Raw genomic sequence first — 17,591 nt, 5'->3', positions numbered from 1 at the left:
GGTTGCTCGCCGGTCCGTCACAAGGGCTCAGAACTGCTCTGGATCAAGGCTGTACAAGGAGCCGCTGCCGGCCTCGATGCTCGCCTGCAAGGACAACACCCGAGGCAACAGGCGGGCGAAGAAGAACGCCGCCGTCGCCAGCTTGGCGTCGTAGAAGTCCGGCTCGTCGGACTGGTGCGCCCTGGCGGTGGCGGCCATGCGCGACCACATGTAGGCGTAGGCCACATAGCCGAACAGGTGCAGGTATTCCACCGATGCCGCGCCCACCGCGTTGGCATCATCGGCAACCTGGTCGCGCAACCACTGGCTGGTGCTTTCCAGGCGTTGCAGGGCATCCAGCAGGGCTTCGGCGTGAGGCGGCTCGCTTTCGCAGAAGGCGCGGATTTCCGCTGCCAGCAGGGCCAGCGACTGACCACCGTCGGCCACCACCTTGCGGCCCAGCAGGTCCAGTGCCTGGATACCGTTGGTGCCCTCATAGATCTGCGCGATACGCACGTCGCGCACCAGTTGTTCCTGGCCCCACTCGCGGATATAGCCGTGGCCGCCGAACACTTGCTGGCCGAGCACGCAGCTTTCCAGCCCGGTATCGGTGAAGAAGGCCTTGGCCACAGGGGTCAGCAGCGCCACCAGGCGTTGCGCGGCTTCGCGCTCGGCAGCGTCCTCGGCGTACTTGGCGGTATCCAGTTGCAGGCCGACATAGGTGGCGAAGGCCCGGCCACCTTCGTTCAGCGCCTTCATGGTCAGCAGCATGCGCCGCACATCGGCGTGGACGATGATCGGGTCGGCGACCTTGTCCCGCGCCTGCGCGCCGGTGGCCGCGCGGCTTTGCAGGCGGTCGCGGGCATAGGCCACCGCGCTCTGGTAGGACGCTTCGGCGCAACCGATGCCCTGGATGCCGATGGACAGGCGCTCGTAGTTCATCATGGTGAACATCGCCGCCAGGCCGCGGTTCGGCTCGCCGACCAGGTGGCCGACGGCACCGTCGAAGTTCATCACGCAGGTGGCCGAGGCCTTGATGCCCATCTTGTGCTCGACCGAGCCGCAGCTCAGCGCATTGTCGACGCCGAGGCTGCCGTCGTCGTTGACGATGCGCTTGGGTACCAGGAACAGCGAGATGCCCTTGGGCCCGGCCGGGGCATCGGGCAGCTTGGCCAGCACCAGGTGGACGATGTTCTCGGTCAGGTCCTGCTCGCCGCCGGTGATGAAGATCTTGGTTCCGCTGATGGCGTAGCTGCCGTCGATCAGGGGCTCGGCCTTGCTGCGGATGATGCCCAGGTCGGTGCCGGCGTGAGGCTCGGTCAGGCACATGGTCCCGGCCCATTCGCCGCTGTACAGGCGCGGCAGGTAAAGGGCGCGCAGGGCGTCGCTGGCGTGGGCGTCGATGGCCAGGCAGCAACCGGCGCTCAGCGCCGAGTAAAGGCTGAAGCTGCAGTTAGCGGCGTAGAGCATTTCCTCGAACTGCACCGCGAGCATCTTCGGCATGCCCATGCCGCCATGTTCCGGGTTGCCCGCGAGGCCCACCCAGCCACCCTCGCGGTAGGTGCGCCAGGCCTCCTTGAAGCCGTCGGGCGTGGTGACCTTGCCGGCCTCGAAGCCGACGCCCTGCTCGTCACCGCTGCGGTTGAGCGGGGCGATCAGCTGGCCGGTGATCTTCGCCGCCTCTTCGAGGATGGCGTCGGCAGTCTCGCCGTCGACTGCAGCGGCCAGGGCCGGCAGGCGTGCCCAGCGGGCCGGGCCCTGGAACACTTCATGGAGGACGAAGCGCATGTCGCGCAGCGGGGCATTGAATTCAGGCATCGGGGTTCTCGTATAAAGGAAGAGGGATCAGAGCGCCTTGGCCCAGTCGCGCAGCAGGTACTTCTGGATCTTGCCCGTCGAGGTCTTCGGCAGTTCGCGGAAAACCACGGTCTTGGGCAGCTTGAAGCCGGCCAGGTGCTCGCGGCAGAAGGCGATGATCTCGGCCTCGCGGGTGTCCTCGAAACCGGCTTTGAGGGTGATCCAGGCACAGGGCGTCTCGCCCCATTTCTCGTCCGGGCGGGCGACCACCGCGGCTTCCAGTACCGCCGGGTGCCGGTAGAGGGTGTCTTCCACCTCGATGGTGGAGATGTTCTCGCCGCCGGAGATGATGATGTCCTTGAGCCGGTCCTTGATCTCGACGTAGCCGTCGGGGTGCCACACCGCCAGGTCGCCGGTATGGAACCAGCCGCCGCGGAAGGCTTCGGCGGTCGCCTCGGGGTTCTTCAGGTAGCCCTTCATCACCGTGTTGCCGCGCATGAAGATCTCGCCCAGGGTATTACCGTCCCGCGCCACCGGCTCCAGGGTCTGCGGGTCGGCGACCATCAGGCCTTCGAGGGTGGCGTAGCGCACGCCCTGGCGCGACTTGATCCGCGCCCGTTCCTGCAGCGGCTTTTCATCCCACTCGGCATGCCAGGCGCAGACCGTCACCGGTCCGTAGACCTCGGTCAGGCCATAGACGTGGGTGACCTTGATGCCCATCTCCTCGACCGCGCCGATCACCTTGGCCGGTGGCGCGGCGCCAGCGACCATGGCGTTGACCGGGTGATCGATGGCGGCCTTGGCCGAGTCCGGCATGTTGATCAGCGCATTGAGCACGATCGGCGCGCCACACAGGTGGCTGACCTGGTGTTCGCGGATCAGGGTGAGGATCTTCTGCGGATCGACCCGGCGCAGGAACACATGGGTTCCGGCCAGCGCAGTGACGGTCCAGGGGTAGCACCAGCCATTGCAGTGGAACATCGGCAGGGTCCACAGGTACACCGGGTGGTTGCCCATGGCCCAGGTCATCTGGTTGCCCAGGGAATTGAGGTAGGCGCCGCGGTGGTGATAGACCACGCCCTTGGGGTTGCCCGTGGTGCCGGAGGTGTAGTTCAGCGAGATCGCCTGCCACTCGTCCTCGGGCCACTGCCAGGGGAATTCCGGGTCGCCCTCGGCGAGGAAGGCTTCATAGTCCAGTTCGCTGACCGCGCAGCCTTCGCCGTACTCGGGGTCGTCGACATCCACCACCAGCGGCGGATGGGCCATGAGTTTCAGGGCGGCGGCGATCACCTTGTGGAACTCGCGGTCGGTGATCAGCACCTTGGCTTCGCCGTGCTCCAGCATGAAGGCGATGGCTTCGGCGTCGAGGCGCACGTTGAGAGCATTGAGCACGGCGCCGATCATCGGCACGCCGAAATGCGCTTCGAGCATCGCCGGAATGTTCGGCAGCATCACCGCCACCGTGTCGCCCTGGACGATCCCGCGGCCAGCCAGGGCGCTGGCCAGGCGCCGGGAGCGCTGGTAGGTTTCCTGCCAGTTACGGCGGATCGAACCGTGGATCACGGCGGGGTAGTCGCCATAGACGGCGGCGGTGCGTTCGATGAAGCTCAGCGGGGTGAGGGCGACGTGATTGACCGGGGCGGGCTGCAAGCCCTGGGAGAAGATAGACATACAAGCGTGATCCTGTGCAGGAGGCAGCCCACGCCGAAGCGCCTGCTGAAACCTCCGATGGCTGATTGTTAGCTCTGATCAGGTTTCATGGAACGGGCTCACGGTGGTGCCGGTTCCGGTGATGCAATTTTTACGCTGTTCGCCATGTTACCTGGAAGATAGACTATAGCAATATGGTACAAATACTATAAAACGCCGGAGCCATTGCTGTGACCTTGATTCCCTCGGCCTTGCTCGACAAGGACCCGCAACCCTCGCTGCTGCTCGATGCCGGTGCCGTGTTGCGCGCGGCCAATCCGGCCATGCTCGCCGAACTCAACGGCTGGCCGCCGCAAAGCCTGGCGTTGCTGCTGCCGGCCAACCATGCCGCGCTGGTCACGGCGTGCCTCGGCCAGCAGCGGGCGATCAGCGATGTCGAGAGCCAGGCCGGCGAGCGCATTCTTCTCTGGACCTTCATTCCTGCGGGGGCGGACCAGGTCATCGCCCGTTGCCGTGATGCCACCCGCGAGCGTCGCGCCGAACGCGAGGCCGCCCAGGCACGGCGCCTGTACCGGCTGATCACCGAGAACACCACCGACCTGATTTCCCGGCACACCCCGGACGGCTGCTTCCTCGATGCCTCGCCAGCGTCGTACCGCCTGCTCGGCTACTGGCCGGAGGAGCTGCGTGGCGTGGCGGTGCAGTCGCTGCTGCACCCCCACGACTGCCGTCAGTACCTGGCCCAGGCCTCGGCGGCGCTGGAGCGCGACGGCTACCAGACCATGACCTGCCGAGTGCGTCACCGCGATGGTCGCGACCTCTGGTTCGAGATCGCCAGCCGTGCCATCCGCGAGACCTACACCGGGGCGGTGGTGGAGATCGTCAGCGTCTCGCGGGATATCAGCGTGCGTATCGAGGCCCAGGAAAACCGCCGGCGCCTGGCCGAAGTGGTGGAGGCGAATACCGACCTGGTGCTGTTCACCGACCCGGAAGGGCGCCTGACCTACCTCAACCGCTCGGCCCGGCGTGCCTTGGGCCTGACCGATGTCGACGTGGTGCCGCCGTTGCGCGAGCTGCTCGACGGCGAGGCCCAGCAACGCCTCGACGGCGATGGCTGGCTGTGCGCCGAGCGCGACGGCGTCTGGCAGTGCGAGGCGCGCCTGGCGCCGTACGACGGCGGCGCGGCGTTTCCGGTATCGCTGGTGCTGCTGGCGCACCGTGCCGCCGGGGGCGAGCGCTACTACTCGCTGGTGGCCCGCGACATGACCGAGCGCGAACTGCGCGAGACCCAGCAACGCCGGCACCAGGACGAACTGGCCCACACCGCACGCCTGGTGACCCTGGGCGAGCTGGCCTCGGGCATCGCCCACGAGATCAATCAGCCACTGGCCGCGGTGCTCAACTACGCCGCCGCCAGCCAGCGCTACCTGCATGCCCTGGAGCGCGATCCCCAGGCTGCCGGTCGGGTCGCCCAGGGCTTGCAGCGGATCAGCGAACAGGCGACCCACGCCGCCGAGGTGATCAAGCGCCTGCGTGCCTTCCTGCGCAAGGAACCGCGGCGCCTGCAGGCGCTGTCCGTGGCCGTGGTGGCGCGGGAAGCGGTGCGCCTGTGCGCCTGGGAAGCCAACCAGGCGCAGGTGACGATCGAGCAGCGAATGACGGACAATCTGCCGCCGGTCTATGCCGACCGGGTGCTGCTGGAGCAGGTCTTGCTCAACCTGCTGCGCAATGCCATCGACGCCAACCGCGAGCGCCAGCCAGGGCAGCCGTCGCGGGTGTTGCTGTGCGGCGAGCAGGAAGGCGGGCGCCTGCTGGTACGGGTGATCGACCAGGGCCCGGGAGTGGCGCCGGAGCAACTGGACGGCATTTTCACCCCGTTCACCACCAGCAAGCCGGAAGGGCTGGGCCTTGGCCTGAGCATGAGCCGGAGCATCGTCGAAGGTTTCGGCGGCACCCTCACGGCGAGTCCGGGGGAGGGCGGGGGATTGATTCTGAACTGTCGGCTGGCGCCGGCGGCAAGCGTTTGAACCGAGGGATTTTCATGCAGGAACCAAAGGTCTATGTGGTCGACGACGACCAGGGCATGCTCGACTCCACGGTCTGGCTGCTGGAATCGGTGGGCCTGGAGGCATTGCCTTTCACCAGTGGCCAGGCGTTTCTCGACGCCTGCGACGGCGACCTGCCGGCCTGCGTCCTGCTCGATGTACGGATGCCCGGCATGGGCGGCCTGAGCGTGCAGGAAGCGCTGCGGGCGCGGGGTATCGAGCTGCCGGTGATCTTCGTCAGCGGGCACGCCGACGTGCCCATCGTGGTGCGCGCGTTCAAGGCCGGTGCCTGCGATTTCATCGAGAAGCCGTACAACGACCAGATGCTCCTGGACAGTGTGCAGGAAGCCTTGGGTCGCTCGTCGAAGGTCCAGGTCGGCAGCCGCCAGCGCGATGTGGTGCAGGCGCGGATCGACAGCCTCACGCCACGGGAGCGGGATGTGTTCGTGCCGCTGGTCAAGGGCTACACCAACCGGGAAATCGCCGAGCAGCTGGAGGTCAGCGTGAAGACCGTGGACCTGTACCGCTCGCGGGTGATGAAGCGCATGCAGGCAGAACACCTGCCGGAACTGGTGGGGATGGCGATTGCCTGTGGTGTGGTCGAACCTCTGGATCTTCGCTGAATCCCGGGGCCCCATCGCCAGCGATGAGGCCCGAAACAACGGTGAATTGCTGGCTCAGGACCTGCGCCCCAGCAACAAGCCTATCACCAGCCCGAACCCCGCCGAGATCGCCACCGTCTGCCACGGATGCCCGCCGATGTAGCTCTCGGTGGCATCCACCACCGGCCTGGCCTTGTCACGCACGCTGCCCACAGCATGGCTGGCCTGCTTCAGCTTCAGACGCAGTTGCTCGCGCAGGGTCTCGGCGTCTTCGCCGATCAGCGCGGCGCTGTCGTTGAGCAGCTTCTCCGATTCCTCGATCAACGCCTGCAACTCGCTGAACGCCTGGTCCTTGATCTGCTCGCTGTCGCTGTGATTCGTGGTTTTCCTGGCCATCTATGCTTCCTCGGATGAAATGATCGTTCGTCCTGAATGGATGCCCGCCGGTACTGAAAAGTTGCACTGGTTTGCCGGGCATCGGCGGCTACAGTGTAAGATAGCGCCCATTTTCACGTGGCAGGAATTACCCCATGAGTTTCAATCTGGCCAACAAGAGCTTCGCCGAACGGGCCGAGATCGAAGACGAGAAAGCCCGGCTGTTCGAGCTGTGGCAGACCAACCTGGCCAAGGCCAAGGCCGAGGCCGCCCGGTTGATCGGCGAGAAGCCGCGACGCAAGGGCAAGTGGGCGGAATGGGTGCGCGCCGAGCTCGACGGCATGTCGCCGCCGGACTACGTCAACATGGTGCGCGGCGAAGTGAACAAGCTGATGGCCGCTGCCAGCGCCGGCAAGGCCTGACCCTCAGCGCGGCAACTCGAAGGTGCCACGGTCGCGGAAGCGCACGCTGCCGAAGGCACCGCCGGCCAGCTTGCCATAGACCTCGTAGGGCATGCCGTCGAGGCTGTCCATCCGGCTCAGGCCCAGGGCCTGGCGCAACACCGAAAACGCCGTGATGCTCACCGGCACCACCAGCACGTCCTCGCTGAACCGCTCGATACGCCCCTGCTGGTTACTGACGCCGCTCGCCAGCGGCTGGCCGTTCACTTCCAGGTTCAGGGCCAGGCCGTTGTAGTCGATCGGTGTTTCATTGGGATTCTGCACCCGCAGTTTCACCGCCATGCGCACTTCCAGGTCCTGGCCGGGCAGTGGATCGATTCCGATCACGTTGATGGTCACCGGGTCGCGTCCCTGGAACAGCGCGCAGGCCGACAGGGTCAGGACCAGCAGCAGGCCGGTGGCGTTGCGCAACGAGCGGTAGAGGCGGGTGGGCATCGAGGGTTTCTCCGGGAAAGCAGTGCCCTTGAGTGTGGCAAATGCACGGCGGCGTTGAAAGTCGGACATGAATTGAAAGATACTCCTTCTCATTCACGTTATCTTTCACCGGCGATCCCATCCCCCATGCTGACGTCCCCCGTGTCCGGGCTGCTGGCCAGTTTCCAGGAACATTACGATGACCTGCTGCAGTTCCTGACCCGGCGCATGAACGACCGCCAGCGGGCGGCCGATGTCGCCCAGGAAACCTATCTCAAGCTGGTGAAGATCGACGAGCAGGACGTACCGGTGCTGCATGCACGCAGCTTCATCTTCCGTGTCGCCGGCAACCTGGCCATCGATACCCTGCGTCGCGAGCAGCGCCAGGAGAGCACGCTCGGCGACAGCGACGCGGCGGTCCAGGTGGTCTGCCCGGCCCCGGCGCCCGAGGCCGCCCTGCTGGCTCGCGAGCGTCTGGCGATCCTCGACGAAGCCCTCTTGCAACTGTCCGACAATGCCCGCCAGGCCTTGCTCCTCAACCGCGTCGAAGGCTTGACCCAGGCCCAGATCGCACAACGGCTGGGCGTTTCCGAGAGCATGGTGGCAAAATACATCGGCCAGGCCTTGCGCCATTGCCGGGACTGGCTCAAGCACAACCATGATTGAAGCCCGCATGTCCGAACCCTTGCCCTTTACCGATTTGTCCGACGATGCCCTCGACTGGCAGGTCCTGCTGCATTCGGGCAACGCCACCGCCGCCGATCGTGCTCGCTACCAGCGCTGGCGCGGGCTGAGCGCCGAGCACCAGGCCGCCGCCGAGGACGCCGAGGCGCTGTGGGGCGATATCGGCCAGACCGAGGCGGCCGCACAATTGCCGCCGGCGCCAAGGCGGCGTCGCCACTGGAGCTCGGCCATCGCTGCCTCGCTGGTGCTGGCGCTGGTCGGCTATGGCAGCTGGCAGCAGGTCCCGGCGTTCCTCGCCGACTACCACACCAGTACCGGCGAGCGGCGCACCGTCACCCTGGAGGATGGCTCGCGGGTCACCCTCAACAGTGCCAGCGCGTTTTCCGTGGACTACACCGGCGAACGCCGCACGGTGTTCCTGCGTGAAGGTGAAGCCCTGTTCGAGCCGGCGGCGGATCCTCGCCCGTTCGTGGTCGACAGCGCTGGCGAGGTCGTCCAGGGCAGCGCTGCGGTATTCAGCGTGCGCCGCCAGGGCAGCGCCACGGCGGTGGTGGTGACACAGGGCGAAGCACGCATCGGCGAGCGCCTGGTCCAGGCCAGCCCCGACGCCCAGGCGCAGACGGCCTGGCAACGCGGCAAGCTGATCTTCAACGGCCGTCCGCTGCGGGAAGTCATCGCCGAGCTGGAACGCTACCAGCACGGCCGCATCCTGATTTCCGACAGCCAGCTGGGCGCGATGGAAGTCAGCGGCGTGTTCGATCTCAACGATCCCCACGGCCTGCTGCGCACCCTTGAGCAGCGCTATGCGCTGAAGGTCACCTACCTGCCGTGGCTGGCCGTCCTTTACTGATTCCCCCCGACCCGAGCTGAATGCCGGAGCCGACAAGGCACCACAGGGTCCGTGCACAGAAAATAATTTCGCAAGGTCACTGCAAGTTCTTCACCGCCCAATCGTCGTAGTGAGACTGATCAGCAAGCCATTCTCATTTACGTCATTTGTCCTGGAAGAAAACAGTGAAAGGTCCGTCCACGTCCTCAGCACGTTCCACCCGTTCCTTCAAGCACGCGCTACTGGCCTCGTCGGTGGCTGCCAGCCTGCTCGGCGCCGTCGTCGTGCACGCCGCCGATGCCGTCAGCCCTGCGCAGGTCAGCGCCTCCCAGGCCCGCCAGGTCAGCCTCGACCTGCCGCCGCAGAGCCTCGACCAGACCCTCACCCAATTCGCCGACCAGGCCGACCTGCACCTGCTGTTCACCACCCGCGACGTGGCCGGCCTGAGCAGCCCGGGCCTGCGCGGCAGCTACAGCATCGAACAGGCGTTGCAGCAGCTGCTGGCCGGCAGTGGCATGAGCTGGCAGTTCAGCGATGCGCGCACGGTGATCCTGCGCAAGGGCGAGCCCCAGGCCGCCGTTGCCCTCAAGCCCATCGAAGTCAGCGTCGCCTCGCGCACCAGCACCTCGATCAGCGAGATTCCCGGCACCGTCTGGGTAGTCGACCAGGAGCAGTTGAAGGAGCAGATCAGCAGCGGCGTCAGTCTCAAGGAAGCCATCGGCAAGCTGGTCCCGGGCCTCGACCTGGCACCGGAAGGGCGTACCAACTACGGCCAGAACATGCGCGGTCGCAACGTCCTGGTGATGATCGACGGTGTCAGCCAGAACAGCTCCCGTGGCCTGTCGCGGCAGTTCGACAGCATCTCGCCGTTCAACGTGCAGCGCGTCGAAGTGCTCTCCGGAGCCAGCGCCATCTACGGCGGCGGCGCCACCGGCGGCATCATCAATATCGTGACCAGGAAGGGCGAGCCGGGCCCGGCCCGCTTTGAAACCCAGCTCGGCGCCAGCAGCGGCTTCAACAACAGTGATGACCTGTCTACCCGCATCGCCCAGTCGGTCAGTGGCGGCAACGAGCGCATCAACGCCCGCCTGGGCGTTTCCGCCGAACAGAACGAAGCCTTCTACGACGGCGCCGGCGAGCAGATCTTCATCGACAACACGCAGACCGACCTGCAGTACAACCGCACCATCGACGTGATGGGCAGCCTGGGCATGCAATTCAACGACGAGCAGAGCCTCGACGTGCTGGCCCAGTACTACGACTCCGGCAACCACGGCAGCACCGGCATCTACTTTCCGCACCTGAACTACAACGCGCCGTCCGACCTGGAAGACGCCGAGCTGCGCAGCGGCCTGTCCACCGACCTGGAGCCGCGCACCCGACGCCTGCTGCTCAACGCCAACTACCACCACGCCGACGTGCTGGGCCAGGACTTCTACCTGCAGGCCTCGTATCGCAAGGAAGACGACAACTTCTATCCGTTTCCCTACTACAACAGCGGCACGCCACGGGGTTCGCGCGGCGTGTACTTCGCCGCTTCGCAGCAGAATTTCGAGGTCTCCAGCCTCAAGGCGCTGTTCGCCAGGCAATGGGACAGCCTCAAGCTGACCTACGGCGTCGACCTGGACCGCGAGCGCTTCAACGCCGAGCAGACCACCTTCGACGCGCGCACCTCGTCGGGCAGCGGCGGCCTCGACCTGGAGGCCGCGAGCAAGGCACCCCGCTATCCCAGCTACCGCGTCGACGGCCTGTCCGCCTATGCCCAGCTGGACTGGCACCTTACCGACAACCTGACCCTGTCCGGTGGCGCGCGACGCCAGCAGATGGACGTGGATGTCGGCAACTTCAAGGGCATTCCCGGTGGCAACAATGACTACGAGGTCAACCTGTACAACCTCGGCGCCATCTATGACTTCAAGAACGGTCACCAGGTCTGGACCAACTACGGCGAGGGCTTCGACCTGCCGGACCCGGCCAAGTACTACGGCAAGGCCGGCCTGAGCGTCGACGACAACCCGCTGGCCGGGATCAAGAGCCGCCAGGTGGAAATGGGCTGGCGCTACGCCGACCTGGACTGGGACGCGCAGGCAGCGGTGTACTACATCTGGTCGGACAAGGTCATCACCACCGACTCGGCGACCCTGACCATCAACGTCGAAGACAAGAAGAGTCGTGACTTCGGTTTCGAAGGCGCGCTGACCCGGCACTTCGAGAACGGCTGGGAGGCGGGCAGCACCCTGCACCTGGTGCGCTCCGAAGAAGAGGACAGCGACGGCGACTGGATCAAGCGCGATGCCCGCTACGCCTCGCTGTCCAAGTCCACTGCCTTCGTCGGCTGGAAAGGCGACGGCCGCAGCGCGCGGCTGCAGGCCAACCGCGCCTTCACCCTCAAGGACGACGCCGACCACAAGATCTCCGGCTACACCACCTTCGACCTGCTGGGCAGCCAGGAAACCGGCTTCGGCACCTTCAGCGCCGGCATCCAGAACCTGCTGGACAAGCAGTACAGCACCGTCTGGGGCCAGCGCGCGACGCTGTTCTACGCACCGACCTACGGCCCGGCGTACCTGTATGACTACCAGGGCCGCGGACGTACCTACACCCTGACCTGGTCGCTGGCCTACTGACCCGGGCAAACACTTCCCCTGTAACAAAATGAATCACCTGCGTCGTCCCTGACGCTTTCTGCCCGAACCTCTCGCGCCGTAGGCTATCCAACCGTTGGAGATGCCTACGGTGCCGGAGGTGACCATGTCGCAACCCATCCTGCCGATTCTGATCGGCGCCACGCTCGTGCTGCTCGGCGGTTCGGTGCTGGCCGCGGACGAAAACAATCCGCGCAACAGCCCGATCCGCGACATCAACCCCAACAGCCAGCAGGGCACGGTCCCCGATACACCGCCCGTACGCGGTCCTTCCACGCAACCTGTCCAACGTCCGCCGACCCTCGAAAACCGTGGCATCGGCAACGGCGACAACCTGCGCCGCGAACAGCAGACGCCGCGCCTGGAACCCATCCGTCCCCCCCGCGACTCACAGCGCGCGCCGTGATCGCCCCGCAGACAAGGAATCCCGCATGACTTCACGCTCATGGCTGCTTGCCCTCGGTGCCGCCGCACTGCTGCCCCTGATCGCCCAGGCCGCGCCGGAACGGACCTTCCCCAGCGAGGAAGGCACGCTCAAGGTCGCGACGCTCGCCGAAGGCCTGAAACACCCCTGGGCCCTGGCCTTTCTCCCGGACAACCAGGGCATCCTGGTCACCGAGCGCCAGGGCAACCTGCGGGTGATCGGCGCGGAAGGCAAGGTCGGTGCGCCGTTGAGCGGGGTACCGGAGGTCTGGGCCAAGGGGCAGGGCGGCCTGCTCGACGTGGTGCTGTCGCCGACCTTCAACAAGGATCGGCTGGTGTACCTGTCCTTCGCCGAGGGTGGTGGCGAGGGTGACAAGGCCGGTACGGCGGTGGGGCGCGGGCGCCTGTCCAGCGACCTGACCCGCCTGGAGGACTTCAACGTGATCTTCCGCCAGGAGCCCAAGCTGTCCACCGGCAACCACTTCGGCTCGCGGCTGGTGTTCGACCGTGATGGCTACCTGTTCATCGCCCTGGGCGAGAACAACCAGCGTCCCACTTCGCAAGACCTCGACAAGTTGCAGGGCAAGGTGGTGCGCATCCTCCCGGATGGCGAGATTCCCAAGGACAACCCCTTCGTCGGGCAGAAGAACGTGCAGCCTGCGATCTGGTCCTACGGCCACCGCAACCAGCAGGGCGCGGCGCTCAATCCGTGGACCGGGCAACTGTGGACCCACGAGCATGGCCCGCGGGGCGGCGACGAGATCAACATCCCCAAGCCCGGCAAGAACTACGGCTGGCCGCTGGCGACCCATGGCATCAACTATTCGCTGACGCCGATTCCCGAGGCCAAGGGCAAGGAGGTCGAGGGCACCGTGGCGCCGCATCATGTCTGGGAGAAATCGCCAGCCATCAGCGGCATGGCGTTCTATGACGGCGGGCGCTTCAAGCCGTGGGACCACAACCTGTTCATCGGCGCACTGGCGGCGCAGGAAGTGATTCGCCTGGAACTGCAGGGCGACAAGATCGTGCATGAAGAACGCCTGCTGGGGCAGTTGAATGCGCGGGTGCGGGATGTGCGGGTGGGGCCGGATGGCTATCTCTATCTGCTGACCGATGAGGAAGACGGGCAACTGCTCAAGGTCGGTCTGGCGGAGTAGCCCTTTTGTGGGACCGCAAATCCCCACACAATCCAGGCCTATCCTGAGTTACCCTGTGGCCTTTTTCCCACAGGGCCCTCCATGTCCAGCGATACCCCCCTGGCGCTCTACCAGCAGGCCATCCGCGACCAGGGCTTCGTCGCCGATCCTGCCCAGCTCGCCGCTGCCGAGGCCCTGCAAGCCTGTTTCGACGCCGTGCAGCAGGGCCAGCCCGCCCAGGGCGTGTACCTCTGGGGCCCGGTTGGCCGTGGCAAGACCTGGCTCATGGACCAGTTCCACCGCTGCCTGACCATTCCCGCCCGGCGCCAGCACTTCCACCACTTCATGCGCTGGACCCACCAGCGCCTGTTCCAGCTCAACGGCACCGCCGACCCGCTGCAGGCCCTGGCCCGTTCCCTGGCCGAAGAAATCCGCGTGCTGTGTTTCGACGAACTGTTCGTCAACGACATCGGCGACGCGATCATCCTCGGTCGCCTGTTCCAGGTGCTGTTCGAGGCGGGCGTGGTGGTGGTCGCCACCTCCAACCTGCCGCCACGGCAGTTGTACGCCGACGGCTTCAACCGCGAGCGCTTCCTGCCGGCCATCGTCGCCATCGAGGCGCACATGAGGGTGGTGCCGGTCCACGGCGAGCAGGACCACCGCCTGCACCCCGGCGCCGGGCAACAGCGTTACTGGGTCCGCCAGCCCGGCCAGCCCTGTGCCCTGGCCGCGGTGTTCGACGAACTGAGCGGCGACCTGCCCGCGACCGACGCCGACCTCGACGTCGGCTACCGCACCGTGCAGGTGGTGCGGCGCAGTGCAAAGGTGCTCTGGTGCGACTACCCGCACCTGTGCGAGGAACCCCTGGCGGCCATGGAGTTCATGGCCCTGTGCGAGCAGTTCGAGGCGATCCTGCTCAGCGGCGTGCCGGCCCTTGGCGCGCCCCGGCAGGCCGGACGCATCGCTCGCGGCACAGAGGACGGCGCCGAGCGCGTGGTGGCGGGCGACCGCGAGTTGCCGCAACTGTCGCCGAAGGACAACGGCGTACGGCGCTTCATTGCCCTGGTCGACGAATGCTACGACCAGCGCGTGGCCCTCTACCTGGAAGCCGAGGTTGCCCTGGAAGCGCTCTACACTGAAGGCTACCTGGAGTTCCCGTTCCGACGGACACTCAGCCGTCTGCGGGAGATGCAATTGCAACGCTTCCGCTGAGGACGTGCACATGAGCGAGCCACTGTCACACCACCTGCTGACCATGGCCTACAACAACGCCTGGGCCAACCACCGCCTGTACAAGGCCTGCCGGCAACTGAGCCGCGACGAGCTGGTCGCGCCGCGCTGCAGTTTCTTTCCGTCGATCAAGGCTACCCTCAACCACCTGCTCACCGTCGACTGGTTCTACCTCCAGGCCCTGGAGTGCGAACTGCGCGGCGAGCCGCCGGATGCCGAGGCCGGACGCTTCTTCGAACCGGAGGAACCCTTCGCTGATGCCCAGCAACTGCACCGCGAACAGGCCCAGAGCGACCGCCGCCTGATCGCCTACTGCAGCCAGTTGCGCGACGACAGCTTGCAGCGCCATGTGAGCATCGTGCGGCCCGAGCGGGTCCAGCGCGATACCCGCCTGCGTCTGCTGGCGCACCTGTTCGAACACCAGATCCACCATCGCGGACAGGTCCACGCCATGCTCGCGGACACCCGCGTGGCGCCACCGCAACTGGACGAATTCTTCTGCGAGGGAGAAGCCAGCCTGCGGGCGCAGGATTTCGCCGAGCTGGGCTGGAGCGAAGAGATGATCTGGACGATCAGCCGCTGAACCAGCCCAGGGTGATCAGCGCCAGGACCAGGTAGCGCGCGCCCTTGGCCAGGGTGACCAGCAGCACGAAGCGCCAGAATGGCTCGCGCATGATCCCGGCGATCAGGGTCAGCGGATCGCCGATCACCGGCATCCAGCTCAGCAGCAGCGACCACTGGCCGTAACGGCGGTAGCGCTGCTGGGCCTTGTCCAGTTGTGCAGCGGAGAAGGGGAACCAGCGCTTGTCACGCCAGCGCTCGACGGCGCGGCCCAGCAGCCAGTTGACGATCGAACCGAGCACATTGCCCAGGGTCGCCATCAGCAACAGGCTCGCCACCGCCTGCGGCTCGTGCAGCAACAGGCCGACCAGCACCGCCTCGGACTGCAGGGGCAGCAAGGTGGCGGCGCCGAAGGCGGCAAGAAACAGACCCCAGTAGCTCAGCACGGTGTGGGCAGCATCATTTTCTGAAAGGGTCGTAGGATATTTCCCTGCGCCCATGAGGGCCAGTCGGGAAATGTTCGAATGTTTATCGTTCTTTAAGTGGAACGCCAGGGCCGTATCCCGCCCGCCAGCTCAGCGGTGTATCCCCCACCAGCCGATTGAAACTCCGACAGAAATGCGCCTGGTCGCAGAACCCGCACTCCAGGGCAATCTGGCTCAGGCTCAAATCCGACCCGCGCAATAACCGCCGTGCCCGCCAGATGCGCTGACGCAGGATCCACGCCTGCGGCGCCAGGCCGGTGCTGCGCTTGAACGCCCGGGAAAAATGGCTGCGACTCAACGAGCAGGCATCCGCCAGGGCCTGGACCTCGATGCCGCTGGCCAGGCCAGCGAGGATCAGGCGCTTGGCCAGCCGTTCCCGTGGGCGGCTCAGGCGACCCGGTTGCAACAGGTTCATGGCGAAAATCCAGGCAGAAAGCAGCCGCCATTCTTCGCAGCCTGTCGCTGGCGCACGAGTTAATCGTTGTTAATTCGCCTCAGAAGCGCCCACCCAGCGGGTACTCGACGATCAGGTAGAGGCGGTCGATATCGTCGCCGGGCTGGGCCGCATTGCCCCGATGGCTGACATGGGACAGCGACAGCGACAGGTCCTTCGCCGTGCCGCCTTGCACCACGTACTTGATATCGATATCCCGTTCCCAATGCCGCCCACCGTCGCCGTATTGCCCGACATAGGCGCCGCCTGCCGGGGCATGGCGGCCATCGATGCCGCGCCCGCTGACATAACGTCCCATCAGGCTCAGGCCGGGCACGCCCAGCGCACCCAGGTCGAGGTCGTAGCGCAGTTGCCACGAGCGCTCGCCCGGCCCGTTGAAGTCGGCGTACTTGATCGAGTTGGCGAGGTAGATGGAGTCGCCGCCGACAAAGTCGAACGGCGTATCGCCGTGGACCTTCTGGTAGGCGAGGGTCAGCGCCTGGGCGCCGAAACGGTACTTGCCGGCCAGGCTCCAGGCCAGGGTGTCGATGGCGCCGGCACTGGCCTGGGCGGTATCGCGGGTGCGGTAGAGATTGCCATCCAGCGACCAGTCCGCCTGGCGGTAATTCAGGTTGAGATAGACCTGGCGCCAGGTGTCCTGCAACTGCCCGGCGAACAGCGCGGCGCTCAATGGGCCCGCCGGCGTCCAGTGGGCGCCGGCAAGGCTGATGGCATGGCCATGGGTACTGGCGCCGTAGCCGGCGAAATCATCGTGGGTCGAGCTGTTGTCCTGATTGTTGAACGCGGTGAAGCGTCCGGCCTGCAGGCGCCAGTCCGGGAGGCTGGTGTTTTCCAGCAGCCAGCCGCTGGCGTATTCCGGATGCAGGCGCTTGTCGCCGGTGTCGAATACCGGGGTTTCCACCTGCATCTCGCCGTAGCGCAGTTGGGTCTCGCCGAGGCGCAGCTTCAGTGCCGCGCCGGCGCTGGAGTAGTCGGATTCGGAACGGCCGTCGCTATCCCGTGGCAATAGCCCGGTGCCGGCGCGGCCGCGTCCGCCGTCGAGCTTCAGGCCAAGAAAACCGTGGGCATCCAGGCCAACCCCGAGGGTTCCGTCGGTAAAGCCCGAGCGCACCTCACCGATAAAGCCCTGGGCCCATTCCTGGCGATAGTTCTGCCCGCTGCCGGACGGGCTGCGGTAGTCGTTGTGCAGGAAGTAGTTGCGGCTCAGCAGCGACCAGCCGGCCTCGTCGGCCTGGGCGCTGCCGAGGGCGGCACAGGTGGTGAGCAGGGCGAGGCTGCGGGTAGTGTGGCTCATGGCGGGTTCCGGTCCTGGGGGAAGCGGAACTCTGGACCAGTGGCTCGGGACAGGTCTTGTACCGGTGTGCTCCAGGCCCGAACAAAGGTCGACGCAGCTCCTACCTGAATCGCGCGGCATGTGTGGTTTGTATCGGCAGAAAAATATGCACATATCCATGCAGCGATAGACCCGCAGGGTCCGAATGGCACCTACTTAATCGCTAACTGCCGGTTCCTAGGAAAAATCAAGAAAACCAGCCTTGGATTCAAGGTGAAGGTTTCGAAGCTGTCACAGAAAAGAAAGGGCACACTCATCCGCCAACCCAAGCCCGATGGCCATGCCCTTTCCTCATCTCTTACCTTCCTGCTTGCGGACGCGCAGTCTCTTTCCTCAGTGCTTCCGTGAGTGCCTGACAAATCTCCAACGATTGCCACGTAGACCAGGCCTTATCCGCCAGTGGTCGCGAAAGCATGTCGCAAAGTTGCGCATTGGTCTCGAACGCGGAGGTCAAGGCCGCCGAGAGGTGCGCCAAGGCATCTTCGATA

The 17,591-nt window shown here is 65.8% G+C and carries 16 protein-coding genes and 1 pseudogene; 10 read left to right on the top strand and 7 right to left on the bottom strand.

Features of this window, described 5'->3' with window-relative positions; all coding sequences use genetic code 11:
- Positions 1 to 27: 27 nt before the first annotated feature.
- Positions 28 to 1,797, bottom strand: a complete 1,770-nt coding sequence (locus V0R59_RS25685) for an acyl-CoA dehydrogenase C-terminal domain-containing protein (RefSeq protein ID WP_330077484.1) — start codon at positions 1,795 to 1,797, stop codon at positions 28 to 30.
- A 27-nt stretch (positions 1,798 to 1,824) separates the two neighbouring features.
- Positions 1,825 to 3,447 (bottom strand): acyl-CoA synthetase, encoded by a 1,623-nt coding sequence (locus V0R59_RS25680; RefSeq protein WP_330077485.1) that lies wholly within the window; start codon positions 3,445 to 3,447, stop codon positions 1,825 to 1,827.
- A gap of 209 nt (positions 3,448 to 3,656) precedes the next feature.
- On the opposite strand from V0R59_RS25680, the gene V0R59_RS25675 reads away from it, so the two are divergent.
- Both V0R59_RS25675 and V0R59_RS25670 read left to right on the top strand, forming a co-directional pair.
- The gene (locus V0R59_RS25675; RefSeq protein WP_330077486.1) at positions 3,657 to 5,453 is read left to right on the top strand and encodes a PAS domain-containing sensor histidine kinase; all 1,797 of its coding nucleotides are present in this window, start codon (positions 3,657 to 3,659) and stop codon (positions 5,451 to 5,453) included.
- Positions 5,454 to 5,467: 14 nt separating this feature from the next.
- A complete protein-coding gene (locus tag V0R59_RS25670) occupies positions 5,468 to 6,094 on the top strand; it encodes a response regulator transcription factor (protein WP_330077487.1) in 627 nt (208 codons plus the stop codon).
- A 54-nt stretch (positions 6,095 to 6,148) separates the two neighbouring features.
- On the opposite strand, the gene V0R59_RS25665 is transcribed toward V0R59_RS25670, so the two are convergent.
- On the bottom strand, positions 6,149 to 6,469 hold the full coding sequence (locus V0R59_RS25665; RefSeq protein WP_330077488.1) for a DUF883 family protein: 321 nt from the start codon (positions 6,467 to 6,469) through the stop codon (positions 6,149 to 6,151).
- Positions 6,470 to 6,603: 134 nt separating this feature from the next.
- On the opposite strand from V0R59_RS25665, the gene V0R59_RS25660 reads away from it, so the two are divergent.
- Positions 6,604 to 6,870: a hypothetical protein gene (locus V0R59_RS25660; protein ID WP_330077489.1), complete on the top strand. Its 267-nt coding sequence runs from the start codon at positions 6,604 to 6,606 to the stop codon at positions 6,868 to 6,870.
- A 3-nt stretch (positions 6,871 to 6,873) separates the two neighbouring features.
- Here the strand turns inward: V0R59_RS25660 and V0R59_RS25655 are convergent, their stop codons facing one another.
- Entirely contained in the window at positions 6,874 to 7,344 is a 471-nt protein-coding gene (locus tag V0R59_RS25655) for an LEA type 2 family protein (protein WP_330077521.1), read from the bottom strand.
- Positions 7,345 to 7,470: 126 nt separating this feature from the next.
- Here V0R59_RS25655 and V0R59_RS25650 point away from each other — a divergent pair.
- The 7 genes and pseudogenes from V0R59_RS25650 to V0R59_RS25620 form a co-directional block, all read left to right on the top strand.
- A pseudogene (locus tag V0R59_RS25650) lies at positions 7,471 to 7,974 on the top strand (RNA polymerase sigma factor); the annotation flags it as partial.
- Between the two features lie 7 nt (positions 7,975 to 7,981).
- A complete protein-coding gene (locus V0R59_RS25645) occupies positions 7,982 to 8,857 on the top strand; it encodes a FecR family protein (RefSeq protein ID WP_330077490.1) in 876 nt (291 codons plus the stop codon).
- A 164-nt stretch (positions 8,858 to 9,021) separates the two neighbouring features.
- Positions 9,022 to 11,463, top strand: coding sequence for a TonB-dependent receptor (locus tag V0R59_RS25640; RefSeq protein WP_330077491.1), 2,442 nt, complete (start codon positions 9,022 to 9,024; stop codon positions 11,461 to 11,463).
- Positions 11,464 to 11,587: 124 nt separating this feature from the next.
- The gene (locus V0R59_RS25635; protein ID WP_330077492.1) at positions 11,588 to 11,887 is read left to right on the top strand and encodes a hypothetical protein; all 300 of its coding nucleotides are present in this window, start codon (positions 11,588 to 11,590) and stop codon (positions 11,885 to 11,887) included.
- 25 nt (positions 11,888 to 11,912) lie between these two features.
- Entirely contained in the window at positions 11,913 to 13,061 is a 1,149-nt protein-coding gene (locus tag V0R59_RS25630) for a PQQ-dependent sugar dehydrogenase (RefSeq protein ID WP_330077493.1), read from the top strand.
- An 81-nt stretch (positions 13,062 to 13,142) separates the two neighbouring features.
- Entirely contained in the window at positions 13,143 to 14,252 is a 1,110-nt protein-coding gene (gene zapE / locus V0R59_RS25625; RefSeq protein ID WP_330077494.1) for a cell division protein ZapE, read from the top strand.
- Between the two features lie 10 nt (positions 14,253 to 14,262).
- The gene (locus V0R59_RS25620) at positions 14,263 to 14,853 is read left to right on the top strand and encodes a DinB family protein (protein WP_330077495.1); all 591 of its coding nucleotides are present in this window, start codon (positions 14,263 to 14,265) and stop codon (positions 14,851 to 14,853) included.
- On the opposite strand, the gene V0R59_RS25615 is transcribed toward V0R59_RS25620, so the two are convergent.
- From V0R59_RS25615 to V0R59_RS25605, 3 genes are all read right to left on the bottom strand, one after another.
- Entirely contained in the window at positions 14,843 to 15,277 is a 435-nt protein-coding gene (locus V0R59_RS25615) for a YqaA family protein (RefSeq protein ID WP_330077496.1), read from the bottom strand. The two genes, V0R59_RS25620 and V0R59_RS25615, sit on opposite strands and share 11 nt — an antisense overlap.
- Before the next feature lie 82 nt (positions 15,278 to 15,359).
- A complete protein-coding gene (locus V0R59_RS25610; protein WP_330077497.1) occupies positions 15,360 to 15,731 on the bottom strand; it encodes an AraC family transcriptional regulator in 372 nt (123 codons plus the stop codon).
- A 79-nt stretch (positions 15,732 to 15,810) separates the two neighbouring features.
- Positions 15,811 to 17,064, bottom strand: a complete 1,254-nt coding sequence (locus V0R59_RS25605) for an OprD family porin (RefSeq protein WP_330077498.1) — start codon at positions 17,062 to 17,064, stop codon at positions 15,811 to 15,813.
- Positions 17,065 to 17,591: the final 527 nt, after the last annotated feature.

Origin of the sequence: Pseudomonas ulcerans (assembly GCF_036324125.1) — a bacterium.
Classification (GTDB): domain Bacteria; phylum Pseudomonadota; class Gammaproteobacteria; order Pseudomonadales; family Pseudomonadaceae; genus Aquipseudomonas; species Aquipseudomonas ulcerans.
This window is presented reverse-complemented; position numbering and strand designations above follow the sequence as displayed.